At 72.1% G+C, this 13,919-nt stretch carries 14 protein-coding genes; 7 read left to right on the plus strand and 7 right to left on the minus strand.

Annotated features, from left to right (window positions below; all coding sequences use genetic code 11):
* Positions 1-343 precede the first annotated feature (343 nt).
* Positions 344-1,162 carry a hypothetical protein gene (locus KLI87_RS39335; RefSeq protein WP_214621060.1) on the minus strand — a complete coding sequence of 273 codons (819 nt, stop codon included), beginning with the start codon at positions 1,160-1,162 and terminating at the stop codon, positions 344-346.
* A 356-nt stretch (positions 1,163-1,518) separates the two neighbouring features.
* Between KLI87_RS39335 and KLI87_RS39340 the strand changes: the two genes are divergently transcribed.
* Positions 1,519-2,421 (plus strand): serine/threonine-protein kinase, encoded by a 903-nt coding sequence (locus KLI87_RS39340; protein WP_250904694.1) that lies wholly within the window; start codon positions 1,519-1,521, stop codon positions 2,419-2,421.
* A 57-nt stretch (positions 2,422-2,478) separates the two neighbouring features.
* On the opposite strand, the gene KLI87_RS39345 is transcribed toward KLI87_RS39340, so the two are convergent.
* A complete protein-coding gene (locus KLI87_RS39345) occupies positions 2,479-3,138 on the minus strand; it encodes a transcriptional regulator (protein ID WP_156222455.1) in 660 nt (219 codons plus the stop codon).
* Between the two features lie 130 nt (positions 3,139-3,268).
* On the opposite strand from KLI87_RS39345, the gene KLI87_RS39350 reads away from it, so the two are divergent.
* On the plus strand, positions 3,269-4,552 hold the full coding sequence (locus tag KLI87_RS39350) for a citrate synthase (RefSeq protein ID WP_214621062.1): 1,284 nt from the start codon (positions 3,269-3,271) through the stop codon (positions 4,550-4,552).
* Positions 4,553-4,718: 166 nt separating this feature from the next.
* Positions 4,719-5,378, plus strand: a complete 660-nt coding sequence (locus tag KLI87_RS39355) for a nucleoside triphosphate pyrophosphohydrolase (protein ID WP_214621063.1) — start codon at positions 4,719-4,721, stop codon at positions 5,376-5,378.
* Positions 5,379-5,430: 52 nt separating this feature from the next.
* Here the strand turns inward: KLI87_RS39355 and KLI87_RS39360 are convergent, their stop codons facing one another.
* Both KLI87_RS39360 and KLI87_RS39365 read right to left on the minus strand, forming a co-directional pair.
* The gene (locus KLI87_RS39360) at positions 5,431-6,024 is read right to left on the minus strand and encodes a DUF4291 domain-containing protein (protein ID WP_156222459.1); all 594 of its coding nucleotides are present in this window, start codon (positions 6,022-6,024) and stop codon (positions 5,431-5,433) included.
* A 75-nt stretch (positions 6,025-6,099) separates the two neighbouring features.
* Complete coding sequence (locus KLI87_RS39365) at positions 6,100-6,831, minus strand: TetR/AcrR family transcriptional regulator (protein ID WP_214621064.1); 732 nt, start codon at positions 6,829-6,831, stop codon at positions 6,100-6,102.
* A 91-nt stretch (positions 6,832-6,922) separates the two neighbouring features.
* On the opposite strand from KLI87_RS39365, the gene KLI87_RS39370 reads away from it, so the two are divergent.
* Positions 6,923-7,825 (plus strand): TIGR03620 family F420-dependent LLM class oxidoreductase, encoded by a 903-nt coding sequence (locus KLI87_RS39370; protein ID WP_214621065.1) that lies wholly within the window; start codon positions 6,923-6,925, stop codon positions 7,823-7,825.
* 78 nt (positions 7,826-7,903) lie between these two features.
* On the opposite strand, the gene KLI87_RS39375 is transcribed toward KLI87_RS39370, so the two are convergent.
* Both KLI87_RS39375 and KLI87_RS41350 read right to left on the minus strand, forming a co-directional pair.
* On the minus strand, positions 7,904-8,566 hold the full coding sequence (locus KLI87_RS39375; RefSeq protein ID WP_214621066.1) for a response regulator transcription factor: 663 nt from the start codon (positions 8,564-8,566) through the stop codon (positions 7,904-7,906).
* 2 nt (positions 8,567-8,568) lie between these two features.
* A complete protein-coding gene (locus KLI87_RS41350) occupies positions 8,569-9,738 on the minus strand; it encodes a sensor histidine kinase (RefSeq protein WP_214621067.1) in 1,170 nt (389 codons plus the stop codon).
* Between the two features lie 167 nt (positions 9,739-9,905).
* Here KLI87_RS41350 and KLI87_RS39385 point away from each other — a divergent pair, with 167 nt between their 5' ends.
* From KLI87_RS39385 to KLI87_RS39395, 3 genes are all read left to right on the plus strand, one after another.
* Positions 9,906-10,847: an ABC transporter ATP-binding protein gene (locus KLI87_RS39385; protein ID WP_214621068.1), complete on the plus strand. Its 942-nt coding sequence runs from the start codon at positions 9,906-9,908 to the stop codon at positions 10,845-10,847.
* Positions 10,844-11,623, plus strand: coding sequence for an ABC transporter permease subunit (locus KLI87_RS39390; RefSeq protein WP_214621069.1), 780 nt, complete (start codon positions 10,844-10,846; stop codon positions 11,621-11,623). Before KLI87_RS39385 ends, KLI87_RS39390 begins: the two co-directional genes overlap by 4 nt.
* Positions 11,624-12,385: 762 nt before the next feature.
* Positions 12,386-13,252, plus strand: coding sequence for a helix-turn-helix transcriptional regulator (locus tag KLI87_RS39395; protein ID WP_156222526.1), 867 nt, complete (start codon positions 12,386-12,388; stop codon positions 13,250-13,252).
* Positions 13,253-13,306: 54 nt separating this feature from the next.
* Here KLI87_RS39395 and paaI read toward each other — a convergent pair whose 3' ends face one another.
* A complete protein-coding gene (paaI, locus tag KLI87_RS39400) occupies positions 13,307-13,741 on the minus strand; it encodes a hydroxyphenylacetyl-CoA thioesterase PaaI (RefSeq protein WP_156222470.1) in 435 nt (144 codons plus the stop codon).
* Between the last annotated feature and the right edge of the window lie 178 nt (positions 13,742-13,919).

Here is a 13,919-nt window from a genome sequence, read left to right on the forward strand (position 1 = left end):
ATCCGATCGCCATTCGAACCGAGCACCACCAGGCAAGCGACCCACGACGCGACCCGGTCAAGGCGCGTTGCCCGGAAGCGCCGTCGGCGCGTCCCGCTCGTCCGTGCGGCCACGCTGGACAGCCCTGCTCGATGCCGTCTCCTCGTGAGCGAGCGCTGCGAACTTCAGGAGCCTGCGCCGGAACCGCACCCGCACCCCCGGCTCGATTGCAGGAGCCGGCCGATGCCGCGAGCCGTTGGTGATCGCCACTCTCGGTGCGGCGGCTGCGAGGGCGACGCTTCACCGGCTTCCCGGGCATCGCAGATCGTTCTCATGGCCGGGTACTGGCAGCGGGCGGGGTGTCTCAAGTGGCGCCGTACTCGTGTCCGGTGCTCGCTGCTCTGGCGGCGGCGAGGGCGCGGAGCGCCCGGCGGATGGCGGTGAGATCCGGTGGTTGATCGGCGGCACGGTCGACGTACGCGGTGCAGCGGAGAAGCCAACCGCGAACCACATCCTCGACTTTGATCTCCGCCCTCCGCGCTCTGGCGATCGCCATTTGATGCTTCTCTTCGAGGATCTGTTGGTTGAGATCTCCCTCCGAGGCGAGGGCGTGGATGTCGTCCAGGGCGTAGCGTCCGAGTTGGTCGACGGGCAGCCGCCGTTCGAAGGCGATCCGATCGAAGGACTTCTTGGGCCAGTCGAGGATCATCGCGGCGCCGCCGGCGTCGACGCTCTCGAACAGGGGCCCCTTTCTGGCCAGGACCACCGCGCGGACCGACTCCCGGTCGAGCCGGTCCAGGTCGCGCATGAGGTACACGGGGTGTCCGCGGAAGTTGCTGATGACGTCGAGTTCGCCCTGGGCGACCAGGACCTCGATGTCCCCCCGCTCCACGTCGAGGCTTACCCGGTGGGCCAGCCGGGCCGCCGCCCTGGTCGATCCGATGGGCGGCTCGCTTCCGAACATGGCGATGACCTTCTCCCCTCCGCCTCTCGCCTCCTCGGCGAGTCGGGCGGACCATCGCTCGCCTGCGACGTCCGGGGCGGGGACAAGGCCGTGTTCCCGTCCGAGCCGCAGTTGCCAGTGGCTGAGGCCCAGGTGGCGGGCGAACTGGTGGACCCCGAACTCGCGGCGAATGGTCTGTTCCGGCATCTTCTGCCTCCTTGTCTCGTGAATCGGCGACAAGGGGAAGCCTGGCCCAGGCCGGGGACCGAGAATAGTAGAATCCAATTCTGTGGATAACTCCCGGGAGCGAGCGGCGCCGGGCAATCACGTGTCCTGAATAGGGGCTTTGACTTCTTACACACCGATGCAGATGCCCGCTTGGGTGTGCCCCTGAGCACGGTCTGGCCACGAGATCACCGTGTCCCGATGGGGCAGGGCATGGGCCGGGCGTGGGCGCGATGGGAGGGGTCCGGTTCGAGCGGCGGCATGCTCGCGGGATCCGACAGGGAGGTGCCCGGCTTGGGTGGCTTCCCTCCGGGCGGCGGGGCGGTTCGTGGCACCATGAAGCGCGTCCACCATGATCGGAACTCGTGCCCATGCAGCCTGACCCCCCGCAGATGATCGGTCCCTACCGTGTGGTCGCACGGCTCGGCTCCGGCGGGATGGGAGAGGTCTTCCTCGCGACGTCGGCGAGCAGGCGACTGGTCGCGGTGAAGGTGATCAGGTCGGAGTTGCTGGGCGATCCCAAGTGGCGGGCCCGGTTCCGGCGCGAGGTGACCTCGGCCCGGTCGGTCAGCGGGTTCTATACGGCGCCCGTGGTCGACGCGGATCCGGACGCGGACCGTCCATGGCTCGCGACCCAGTTCATCCGCGGGGTGAGCCTCTCCGCGGCGGTGCGCGAGAAGGGGCCGCTACCGGAGCAGGCGGCGTGCAGGCTGGGCGCCGGGCTGGCGGAGGCCCTGATCGCGATCCATCGGGCGGGGATCGTCCACCGGGACTTGAAGCCGTCGAACGTCCTGCTCGCCTCGGACGGGCCGCGGGTCATCGACTTCGGCATCGCGCGGCCTCTGGACGCGCTCCCCCTCTCGCGCTCCGAGGTGCTGGGGACGCCCGCATACATGTCGCCCGAGCAGGCCCTCGGCGAACAGGTGACCGCGCAGAGCGACGTGTTCTCCCTTGGCGCGACGCTCGTGTTCGCCGCTGCGGGCGCCCCTCCCTTCGGCGGCGGCCACAAGGTGCGCGGACGCATCGTCCACGGAACGCCCGATCTCAGCCGGTTGCCCGACCCCATGCGCGGCCTCGTCACGCGATGCCTGGTGAAGGAGGCGCGGGAGCGGCCGTCGCCGGAGCAGGTCCTGGTCGCTCTGTCCACGCTGCTGGACGCGCACTACGGCGAGGAGTGGCTGCCCTCGGACGTCGAACAGCTCATCGGCGTCCAGGAACACACGCTGGTCGAGGGCACGGGCGAACTCCCGACGCTCCGCGAAGGGGCCTGGTAGGGGTTCGCCGAGGGCGGATCCCCCCAGGACGGAATCGTCCGACGAGCAGGCAGACGGTCAAAGGCCCTCGGCGAGGGCGTCCCAGAAGGCCGTCTCGTAGGCGTGCAGGAGACGCGCCGCGAGGGCGGTCTCCTCCGGGTCGTCGCCCGCGGCCAGTCCCGCGGCGACGACGGCCAGGGCCCGGTCCTCGAAGCCGGGTGGCGATTCCGCGAAGAAGCTGAAGAAGGCCACCGCCGCATCGTCCATGTCATAGGCGCCGCGCAGGGCGTCGGCGGCACGGGCGCAGTACGCGCCCCACTCCTCCAGGTTGGCGAGCATCGCCAGAGCGACCTCACCGGCCGTGCCGAAGGCGGCACGCTGAGCGAGAAAGGCGGGGTAGGTCTGGGCGAACGGGCGCGGCTCGTACGCTCTGAGATTCTTCTCACTTTCCCCCAGGGCCGAGGCGAGATCGTCCAGGAGACCGAGCGCCCGCGTCTCTCCCTGGGCGAGGCCGAGGAACAGCTCGCCGGACGGTGAATCCGGATAGCGCGCGGCCAACAGGGCGAAACTTCGCCGGTCGCTACGGACGATCCGATACTCCTCTCCAACCAGCCAGACCAGGCGTTCCTGGGGCACCCGACCGGTTTCGAGGAGATCGAGGAAGCGGTTCCGGGACGTCGCGGCCGCGATCTCCCGGCGGGCGCGCGCGAGAAGTTCGGCGGCGATGTGGTCGCTCATACGACCCACCGGAGCACCCGGCGGGGCCGCCCGTCAACGGGACAGGCCCGGATGAGGCCGTGTGATCACGTGGATACGATGAAGAACGGAGCGTCTGCGCAGGTGTGGACGGAGTTGGGAGCGAGCGAGTATGTCGGATTTCGAGCTCAACCACGTGAGCGGCCGCATGCCTCTGGAGGTGACGGAGGCGACCGAGGGTCCCTCCGGCCTGGGTGTGGGCAAGCTGCTCAAGGAGACGGGGCATGTCACGCTCGATCCGGGGTTCACCAACACCGCCTCCACGACGTCCTCGATCACCTATATCGACGGTGAGGCGGGGATCCTGCGGTACCGCGGCTACCCGATCGAGGAGCTGGCGGAGAAGTCGTCCTTCCTGGAGGTCGCGTACCTGCTGATCTACGGCGAGCTGCCGTCGGCCGACCGGCTGGAGGAGTTCACCCACAGCGTCCGCAACCACACGCTGCTGGACGAGAAGTTCCGCGCGTTCTTCTCCGCGTTCCCCCGGCGGGCGCATCCGATGGCGGTGCTGTCGTCCGCGGTCAGCGCGCTGTCGACCTTCTACCAGGACAGCCTCGACCCGTTCGACCCCGAGCAGGTCGACCTGTCCAGCATCCGGCTGATCGCCAAACTGCCCACGATCGCGGCGTACGCGTACAAGACCTCCATCGGGCAGCCGCTGCTCTACCCGGACAACTCCCTGGGCTACGTGGAGAACTTCCTCCGCATGACGTTCGGGCTGCCCACGCAGGCGTACGAGATCGACCCCGAGATCGTGCGCGTCCTGGACATGCTGTTCGTCCTGCACGCCGACCACGAGCAGAACTGTTCGACCTCGACCGTACGGTTGGTGGGCTCCAGCCAGGCGAACCTGTTCTCGTCGGTGTCCGCGGGCGTCGACGCGCTGTTCGGTCCGCTGCACGGCGGCGCCAACCAGGCCGTCCTGGAGATGCTGGAGCGGATCCACGAGAACGGCGACGACGTCGACTCGTTCGTCCGGCGCGTGAAGGACAAGGAGCCGGGCGTCAAGCTGATGGGCTTCGGGCACCGCGTCTACCGCAACTACGACCCGCGCGCGGCCGTGGTGAAACAGGCCACCGGCAAGGTCCTGGACGCGCTGGGCAAGTCCGACCCGCTGCTCGACCTGGCCATGCGCCTGGAGGAGGTCGCGCTGAGCGACGACTACTTCGTGGAGCGCAAGCTGTACCCGAACGTCGACTTCTACACCGGCGTCATCTACAAGGCGATGGGCTTCCCGACCAACGCGTTCACCGTGCTGTTCGCGCTCGGACGGCTCCCCGGCTGGATCGCCCAGTGGCGCGAGATGATGAATGACGCCTCGACGAAGATCGGGCGTCCGCGCCAGGTCTACGTGGGCCCGGGCGAGCGCCACTACGTGGACCTTCCCTCCCGCTGACGCGACACCGAGCTGACCTTGCGTGAGGGCGAACGCCCGCGCGCCCGCCGCACAGGCGACGCACGTGAATGACTCAAAGGCCGGGAGCCACGCTCCCGGCCTTGAGTTTTTCGCCCACGAGTGCGGATCGCGCGCGACGGGTCGCCGTGATGGTTACCGTCGGCGCATGGAGGATGAGGGAGAGCCAGGTTCGCTGGCGAGGGTGCTGACGGACGTCGCGGCGGAACGCGATGCCCAGGATCGGATGTGGGGCTTCCAGGAGTTTCCCGACGGGAGCGGACCGGAGTTCGCCGAGCGGGCGGAGCAGGCCAAGCGCGAATGCGCTGAAGCCTCGAAGCGCGGGCGCCTGACCTGGCGCCATGTGCTCACCGAGGAGTTCTACGAGGCCCTGGCCGAGTCGGCCCCCGAAAGGCTCCGGGAGGAACTCGTCCAGACGGCGGCGGTGGCCGTGAAGTGGGTCCAGTCGCTGGACCGGCGCCATGGCGGGCCGGCGCACCACACTGGGTCGGGCGAGGGGTCGGCGGAGAAGCTCGTACGCGACCGGATTCCAGAGATCATCCGGTCCGCGGGGCGGGGCGCCGACACGCGCGTCGCGGGGCCGGAGGAGTACCGGGCGTTGCTGCGCGCCAAGCTGTACGAGGAGGCCGGGGAGTACGTCGCGAGCGGTGAGCCCGAGGAGCTCGCCGACCTGCTGGAGGTCCTCCACGCGTTGGCCGCGGTCGACGGGATCACGCCGGACGACCTGGAGGCGCGGCGCGCGGCCAAGTGGGAGCGGCGGGGCGGCTTCGCCGAGCGCATCGTCCTGAATATGCCATCTGAATCTTAGGGCTGTTCGTCACGCGGCGCTGATCCGGCGCCGGGCCCAAATGCCGCGCGGGTCAGTCGGCGCCGATGCGCTGGGCCACCTCGGTGGGCAGCGGATAGGGACGCTCTGGTGGGAGCAGCTTCCTGGCCTTGGCCGCCTGGCCGTCCTGGACGAGGCGATGCAGCTTGTGGACGAGGGCCGTGCGGTCCTCGATCTCCATGATCCAGTCGTCGACGTAGCGGTCGACGACGTGGCGGCTGAGGCCGACCTGGATGCTTCGCGCCTCCAGCTTCTGGCCGCGCAGGGACCGTTCCGGGTCCCACTGGACGTGGACGACCGCGTCCGCGAAACGTCGGCGCCACTCGTCCGATCCCTGGAAGACGCGGCGGTCGGGCGCGGTGGGAACGGCGAGGCCGAGCGCCTCCTCCCAGCCCGCCCGGCTGATCCGGACGGCGAGCACGGACTGCTGGCCCGGTTTGCGCGCCCAGCCGCTGCGCGCCATCAGCCACAGGAAGGAGGGCTTGATCCACGTCATGCGGCCGCGGGAGAACGGGGGGACGAAGGTGCCGTGCCGCACCGCCGGTCCGGCGATCTCCGGGGAGAACGCCTGGTAGACCGTGATCGAGTCGCGGTCGAAATCCGCGCGGATCTCCCGTGTGGACGTCATCAAGGGACGGCTCCGATGTGAGGGCGAGGCCCCAGCGTCCCGTGGGCCGGGCCGGCCGATCAACCGGATTTCACCTCAGGAGACCGAGCGGCGGCGGTGGGCCTTCTGGCGGCACGCGGCACCGCAGTAGCGGGCGGGGCGGCCGGTCCGGGCGGCCACGAGCGGGGTGCCGCAGACCTCACACGTTTCGTTACGTGACGCCGGGCGAGTTTCGTTACGCGTGAGCGAGGACTCCGCGCACGCCGGACGGAGCGCGTCGCACGCGAGCGCCGTCATGCGTCCGGGCGGGCCGGTCGAGCGCCGCCGGCGTTCCATGACCAGGCATCCGGTGAGGAGGGCTCTGACGTCGGACACGTCCACGTCGTCCCGCACGCCGCCCGCGGCCTGGGCCCTTCCGAGCAGCACTCCCAGAGCGTCGGTGAACGCCTGGTCGAGGCCGCCGTCGTCGAAGGCGCTCATGCCCTCGTCCAGCGCGATCGCCTCGCAGAGCGCGTGGTTCAGCATGGCGCGCTCCACCACCCGCATAACGAAACCGTAGAACGTCTCCACCGGTTCCTCGGCGTCGGCGAGAGACCTCGCCTCCTCCACGACCTGTTCGAGGCGGTCGGCGATGGCGGCCTTGAACAGCGCCTCCTTGGTCGGGAAGTTGCGGTAGACGGTCCCGGCGCCGACCCCCGCGCGGCGTGCTATGTCATCGAGGGGGGCGAGCCTGCCGTCGGCGGCGAAGGCCTCCAGCGCGGCCCGCATGATCCGCTCCCGGTTGCGCAGCGCGTCCGAGCGCCGGGGGGCCGGCGGGTCGGCGGTCATCCGCGTCCTCCTTTGACAAACGGGGCGATCGTTCCGGTACTGTCCTAACCGGGCTACCGGTTCCGATTGTACGGCCGACCAAGGAGGCAGGATGGCGACCACCGCCGTTGACGAGGCGCGCAAGAGGCTCGGGCGGATCGGGGCCACGCTGATGACCCCGCTCGCGCCCGCCGACGAGTGGCGGGCGGCGGCCGCGCGCGTCGAGAAGGCGGGCTACGGATCGATCTGGGTGAACGAGGCCGTGGGAGGGCGTGAGGTGTTCACGCAGCTCGGCGTGATGCTCGCGGCGACCGACCGGATCGTCCTCGGTTCGGGCATCGCGAACCTGTGGGCGCGGCATCCGGCCGCGATGCAGGGGGCCGCGTCGGTGCTGGCCGACGCCTACCCGGGGCGGCTGGCGCTCGGGATCGGCGTCAGCATGGGGGCGATCGTCGAGCAGAGCGGGCAGGAGTGGACCAGCCCGCTGGCGAAGATGCGCGGCTACCTGGACGCCATGGACGCCGCCGTCGAGGCCGCTCCGGCGCCGTCCGTCCCCTTCCCAAGGTTGATCGCCGCCCTCGGGCCGAAGATGCAGGCGGTCGCCCGCGACCGCGCGGACGGCGCGATCCCCGCGCTGCTGCCCGCCGAGCACACGCGGCGCGTGCGGGAGACGCTCGGCCCCGACAAGCTGCTGATCAGCCTCCAGACCGTGGTCCCCGAGGCGGACCCCGCCAAGGCGCGCGCGATCGCGCGCCAGGCCCCGGGGCTTCTCATGCCCGGATCGCCCTATGCCCGGATGCTCAGGGAGATGGGCTACGGCGACGCCGACCTGGCGGACGGCGGGTCCGACGAGGTCGTCGACCTGTGCTTCAACTGGGGCGACGACGCCGCGATCGCCCGGCGGCTCCAGGGGCACCTCGACGCGGGGGCCGACCACGTCGTCGCCTCGGTGTTCGCCCCGGACCTCCCCTCGACGGCCGACCGGCTCGAACGACTCGCCCCCAGCCTGCTCTAGGCGGGGCGTCGGAATCCCTGCCCGCGCCTCCGGGTCCCCGCTCGGCGGCTGAGGACGTCGCGCGCGTGCGGGGGGCGGTCAGCGGGGGGTGACCAGACCCGTCTCGTAGGCGGCGATGACCAGTTGGGCGCGGTCGCGGGCCTGGAGTTTGGCCAGCAGGTGGCCGATGTGGGTCTTCACCGTCGCCGGGCTCAGGTGCAGGTGCGCGGCGAGTTCGGTGTTCGAGAGGCCGCGGGCGATGAGCGCCAGGACCTCGCGTTCGCGGTCGGTGACGCCGTCCAGCCCGGCGGGAGGGGGCTGGACGGGGCCCGGGCGGCGGACGAACTCGGCGATCAGGCGGCGGGTCACGGTCGGGGCCAGCAGGGATTCGCCCGAGGCGACGATCCGGATCGCCGACAGGAGGTCGGCGGGAGGGGTGTCCTTCAGCAGGAACCCGCTCGCCCCGGCGCGCAGCGCCGAGTAGACGTAGGTGTCCAGGTCGAACGTGGTGAGGATCAGGACGCGCACGTCCGGCAGCTCGCCGCAGATGCGACGGGTCGCCTCGATGCCGTCCATCTCGGGCATGCGGACGTCCATCAGGACGACGTCGGGGCTCTGGGAGGCGGCGAGCTCGACCGCCTCGGCCCCGGTGCCCGCCTCGCCCACCGTGAGCAGGCCGGGCGCGGTGTCGACCAGCACGCGGAAGCTGCCGCGCAGCAGCGCCTGGTCGTCGGCGACGAGGACGCGGACGGGATCGGTCATGGTCACGCCGGATCGTAGGGGAAGTCGGCCGAGACCGCGAAGCCGCCGTCGGGACGCGGGCCCGCGGCGAAGTCGCCGCCGTACATCATGACCCGCTCGCGCATGCCGACCAGGCCGTGCCCCTCCCCCGGCGCCGCGCCGCCGGGCAGGACGCGGACGCCGGGGCCGTCGTCGGCGACCTCGATGCGCATCCGGTGCCCGTCCGCCTCCACGCGGACGCTGCACCGGGCGGGGGCGGCGTGCTTGACGACGTTGGTGATCGCCTCCTGGACGATGCGGTAGGCGGACAGCGCCACGCCCTCGGGGAGGTCACCGGCGCGGACGTCCAACTCGACGCGGACACCGGCCATGGCGGCGCGCTCGGCCAGGGCCGTGAGTCCGTCGAGGCCGGGCGAGGGGGCGAGGTCCGGTGCGGAGACCGGGTCGGTGTCGGGGACGGATCCGGCGCGCAGGACGCCGAGAAGGTGGCGCATCTCGGCGAGGGAGCCGCGGCTGGTGGTCTCGATGACGCGGAGGGCGTCCAGCGCCTCCTCCGGCCGCGCCTCGGCGACGTGGACGGCGACGCCCGCCTTGACGGCGATCAGGCTCATGCTGTGCGCGACGACGTCGTGGAGTTCGCGGGCGATGCGCAGCCGCTCGTCGCCGACGGCGCGGTCGGCGAGTTGGCGGGCGGCGCGGTCGGCGTGGGCGCGGCGCTCGCGGACGGCGCGTCCGAGCGCCCAGGACGCGCCGAGGACGGCCAGGCCGAGCACGAACGCGGCGGCGCGCCGGGAGTGCCAGCCGTCGGGACCGGCGACGGCGCCGCCGAGGATGACCAGGGCGCTGAGGCCGCCGATCAGCGAGGTCGGGATCCAGCGGCGGCGGGGCTCGGTGAGCGCGACCGTGTACAGCGCGTACGCGGCGGCGGCGTAGGAGTCCCAGACCAGGTCGAGGCAGAGGGACAGGGTGGAGGTGGCGAAGACGACCGCGAACACCGGCACCGGCCACGGCCGCCGCGCCGCGAGCGGGAGCCCGGTGGCGACGGCGGCCGCGCACGCGGGCAGGGCCGGCGCGTCCCCACCCGACATCATCGTCGTCAGGAGCGCGTAGAGGACCGCCACGGCGGCGTCCAGGGCGATCAGCCGCCGCCGGCTCAGGCGCCGGACGAGCAGGGGGCGCTCGGATTCGTACACGTCACGACGGTAGCCGGGCCGCCGGCGTGATCGCGTCCGGCCGGTGGATGTCAGCCCTGGGTCCGATGCGGCGCGCCGTGCTCGGAACACGGGCGGAGCGGCGCCGGGCGTGCGGACCGGAGCCGGCTCCGATGTGCGGAGGGGCGCGTTCCGGCGAGGGTGGTCGGGTGATCGAGGTGCGTGAGTTGACGAAGCGGTACGGCCGGAAGGTGGCCGTGGACCGCCTGTCGTTCGTGGTCCGGCCGGGGACCGTCACCGGCTTCCTCGGCCCGAACGGGGCGGGCAAGTCGACGACCATGCGGGTGCTGCTGGGCCTGGACGCGGCGTCGTCGGGCGAGGCGCTGGTGAACGGCCGCCGCTACGCGTCCCTGCGGCGCCCCATGCTGGAGGTCGGCGCGCTGCTGGACGCGGGCGCCGTGCATGCCGGGCGGAAGGCGTTCGACCACCTCGGGTGGCTGGCGCGCGGCAACGGGATCGGGACGCGGCGGGTCGCCGAGGTGCTGGAGCGGGTGGGCCTGGCCGGGGTCGCGCGGAAGCGGGTCGGCGGGTTCTCACTGGGCATGCGGCAGCGGCTCGGGATCGCGGCGGCGCTGCTCGGCGACCCCGGGGTGCTGGTCTTCGACGAGCCGGTGAACGGCCTGGACCCGGACGGCGTCCGCTGGATCCGCGAGCTGATGCGCGCGCTGGCCGCCGAGGGGCGGACGGTGCTGATCTCCAGCCACCTGATGAGCGAGATGGAGCTGACCGCGGACCGGCTGGTCGTCATCGGGCGCGGCCGGTTGATCGCGGACACGTCGGTGCGGGAGCTGGCGGACCGCTTCGGACGCGGCGTGCGTGTGCGTTCGCCCCGTCCGGACGAGCTGACGCGCGTTCTCGTGACGGCCGGGGGCACCGTCGAAAGCGCGAACGGGACGGCGGGCGGAGGACGCGTGGCCGGGTCCCCGGAGAGCGGAGGGCTGGTCGTCAGCGGGTTGGAGGCGAAGGCCATCGGCGAGCACGCCGCCGCGCATGGGATCCCGCTGTACGAGGTGACGCCGCGCAACGCGTCCCTGGAGGAGGCCTACATGGAGTTGACCGCGCGCGGCGCCGAGTTCGGGGCGGCGTCGTGATCGACGCGGTGGCGGCGGAGTGGTGGAAGCTGCGCTCGGTCCGCTCGACCCGGTGGACGCTGTCGGCCGCGGGCGCGTTCGTGCTGGTGCTGATGCTGATCGCGGCGCAGGAGGCGCGGATCTGGGACGGGCTGACCGCCCGGGAGCGCGAGGACCTTCCCCTGCGTCCGCTCCAGGTGATGGGGCCGTGGGTCGCCTCGCTGTGCCTGGCGGTCCTCGGCGCCCTGTCCGCGACGTCGGAGTACCGGAGCGGGACGATCGCGACGAGCCTCACCGCCGTCCCGCACCGGGGGCGGTTGGTCGCCGCCAAGGCGGTGGTGGTCGCGGCGGTCGGGCTGGCCGCGGGCGAGGCGGTCGCGTTCGCCTCCTGCCTCGGGCCCCGGCTGGTGATCGGCGGGCGGTCCTTCGTCGACCAGGAGGGCTCGGTCCTCCACGACCTTCCGGCCTTTGCCGTGGAGGGCGCGGCGGTGGCGGTGTTCGCGCTGCTCGGGCTCGCGCTCGGGCTCCTGACGCGGTCGGCGGCGGGCGCGATCACGGCGGTCGTGCTGCTGTGGCACGTCCTGCCGCTGCTCGTCTTCCACCTGCCCGAGCCGTGGAACGCGCGCGCCGGCTCGGTGATGCTCAGCGGCCTGGCCTCCGAGATCTCCGGGGCGGGCGCGGGCGAGTCCATCTACGGCGGCGTGCTGCCCGCGCCGGCCGCGGCTGCGGTCATGCTGGCGTACGCGCTCGTGCCGCTCGCCGCGGCCGCGTTCGCCTTCACCCGCCGCGACGCCTGAGAGGGCCGAAACACCGAAAGCGCCGGCCCGGTCAATACGGCGGCGGAAATACCCGGCAGCTGTAACGATCACCCGGCCCGTCACCTGCGTCAACGCCGGAGACGGCGATTCGGGGAACGGCGGCGCCCGGCTCGCGGGCGCCGCCGTTCGGGCGTCACGAAGCGGCGGGCGCCCGCCGGTAGCCCATACCAGGACGAGCGGGACGACAACCCCCACCTCTCCGGGCGCGTCGCGGAGAACATTCTCCAAGTCGTCGGCCCTCCGTCATTCCCGTGTCATGGGAAGGGCCACGAAAAACGAGTGACATTGGTCATCATCAAACCGGAAGAACGCCGGGCAATTCGCACACCGGGGTTTGCGCGCCGTCCCCCGCGCCATCTCGAAAAGGCCGCCTGCGGACACGTTTCGGGCCACGTTCCGCACCCGTCCCGCCACCGACCGCACTGGTCACAGCCGATCAACGCGGTCCGACCGACCGGTCGGCGAGGTCCGCGGCCGCGAGCGCGGCGCCCGCACAACGCCGGCGGAGGTACGCTCGGGATGCGGCGAGCGGACGGCTCCCGCGACGCGGCGGCCCTTCTGCGCGGTGGGGCCGGGCGGCCGCGGACACGTAATTCGTCCTTCCCAAAAACAGGGGTTCATCCTCTAACATAGGGCGATGCCGTTCCGCCCCTGAGCAGACACGTCGACTGGCTGGTGACCCCTTTGCCCCAGGATTCAGCTGCACACTCGCCTTCGGCCGAGAGCGACCCGGCCGGACGGCTGATCGACTATCCCCGGCGCGGGGGGCCGACGGTGCTGCGCATCCTGCTGGGCGCGCAGCTGCGGAGGCTCCGGGAGGCGCGCGGCATCTCCACCGAGCAGGCCGGGTATGAGATCCGCGGCTCGCACTCCAAGATCAGCCGGATGGAGCTGGGCCGGGTCGGGTTCAAGGAGCGCGACGTCGCCGACCTGCTCACCCTCTACGGCGTGACCGACCCCGGCGACCGCGCCACCCTGCTGGAGCTGGCCAAGGAGGCCAACACCCCGGGCTGGTGGCACCGCTACGGCGACGTCCTGCCGAGCTGGTTCGAGGTCTACCTCGGGCTGGAGGAGGCGGCCTCGCTGCTGCGCACCTACGAGCTGCAGTTCGTCCCCGGGCTGCTGCAGACCGAGGACTACGCGCGCGCGGTCGTGCGCCTCGGCTTCTCCGACGCGTCCGAGGAGGAGGTCGAGCGGCGCGTTCAGGTCCGCACGACCCGCCAGGAGCGGTTCACCTCGCCCGGCGCCCCGACGCTGTGGGCCGTGCTGGACGAGGCGGTCGTGCGGCGCCCGCTCGGCGGGCGCGCGGTCATGCGGCGCCAGCTCCGCCACCTCATCGAGATGTCGGAGCTGCCGAACGTCACGCTCCAACTCGTCCCGTTCGGCGCGGGCGGGCACGCCGCCGCCGGCGGCCCGTTCACCATCCTGCGGTTCGCCGAGCCGGGCCTGTCGGACGTCGTGTACCTGGAGCAGCTCACCAGCGCGCTCTACCTCGACAAGCCCACCGACGTCGACACCTACATGCGCGCGATGAACAACCTGTGCATCACCGCCGCGCGGCCCGACGACACCACGCGCCACCTGCACACGATCCTGGGCCAGCTCTGACCGCACGCCCCGACGGCTGCGCGCGGGGAGCCTCGGGGGCGCGTCCGGCGGGGGTCAGGTGTCGTTCAGGACGCGTTCGTCGCGGCTGCGCCCGCCGCCGCGGAACTCCGCGATGACCTCGCCGTGCGGGACGCGGCGCACCGTCACGTCGTACACGCCGCTGCGGCCGTAGCGGACGCGCTCCTCGGCGGTCGCCTCCAGCAGGTCGCCCGCGCGCCCCGGGGCGACGAACACCACGTCCGCGGACGCGGCGACCGTCACCGCGTCGCGGGTGTTGCAGGCATAGGCGAACGCGGAGTCGGCGAGCAGGAAGATGTAACCGCCGTGGGCGATCCCGAAGCCGTTCACCATCGTGTCGGCGACCCTCATGCGCAGCCGGGCCGTCCCGGGCGCGACCTCGACGATCCGCATCCCCAGGTCCTGCGCCACCCGGTCCCGCGCGTACATCGTCTCGGCGCATCGCCGCGCCACCTCCGCCGCGTCGCTCATCCGCACAGGGTATTGATCGTACGAAGTCGGCGGACGTACGGCAGGGCGGAACACGGCGCCCACCAGCACGCAAGCCCGGCAAAGACCACCGGCGCGCGGCGGGAGCGCCCGCGGGACGGGCGTTTCCCTTTCGCGGTGGGCGCCCGGACGTGTAGCGTCAGCGTGGGAACATCCGTTC

It is taken from the genome of Actinomadura sp. NEAU-AAG7 (assembly GCF_018603865.1).
Classification (GTDB): Bacteria; Actinomycetota; Actinomycetes; order Streptosporangiales; family Streptosporangiaceae; genus Spirillospora; species Spirillospora litoris.

Excerpts from the sequence above, each read along its gene's own strand:
- KLI87_RS39340 (WP_250904694.1), top strand. The coding sequence starts at position 1,519 with ATGCAGCCTGACCCCCCGCAGATGATCGGTCCCTACCGTGTGGTCGCA.
- KLI87_RS39345 (WP_156222455.1), bottom strand. The coding sequence starts at position 3,138 with ATGAGCGACCACATCGCCGCCGAACTTCTCGCGCGCGCCCGCCGGGAG.
- KLI87_RS39350 (WP_214621062.1), top strand. The coding sequence starts at position 3,269 with ATGTCGGATTTCGAGCTCAACCACGTGAGCGGCCGCATGCCTCTGGAG.
- KLI87_RS39355 (WP_214621063.1), top strand. The coding sequence starts at position 4,719 with ATGGAGGATGAGGGAGAGCCAGGTTCGCTGGCGAGGGTGCTGACGGAC.
- KLI87_RS39360 (WP_156222459.1), bottom strand. The coding sequence starts at position 6,024 with ATGACGTCCACACGGGAGATCCGCGCGGATTTCGACCGCGACTCGATC.
- KLI87_RS39365 (WP_214621064.1), bottom strand. The coding sequence starts at position 6,831 with ATGACCGCCGACCCGCCGGCCCCCCGGCGCTCGGACGCGCTGCGCAAC.
- KLI87_RS39370 (WP_214621065.1), top strand. The coding sequence starts at position 6,923 with ATGGCGACCACCGCCGTTGACGAGGCGCGCAAGAGGCTCGGGCGGATC.
- KLI87_RS39375 (WP_214621066.1), bottom strand. The coding sequence starts at position 8,566 with ATGACCGATCCCGTCCGCGTCCTCGTCGCCGACGACCAGGCGCTGCTG.
- paaI (WP_156222470.1), bottom strand. The coding sequence starts at position 13,741 with ATGAGCGACGCGGCGGAGGTGGCGCGGCGATGCGCCGAGACGATGTAC.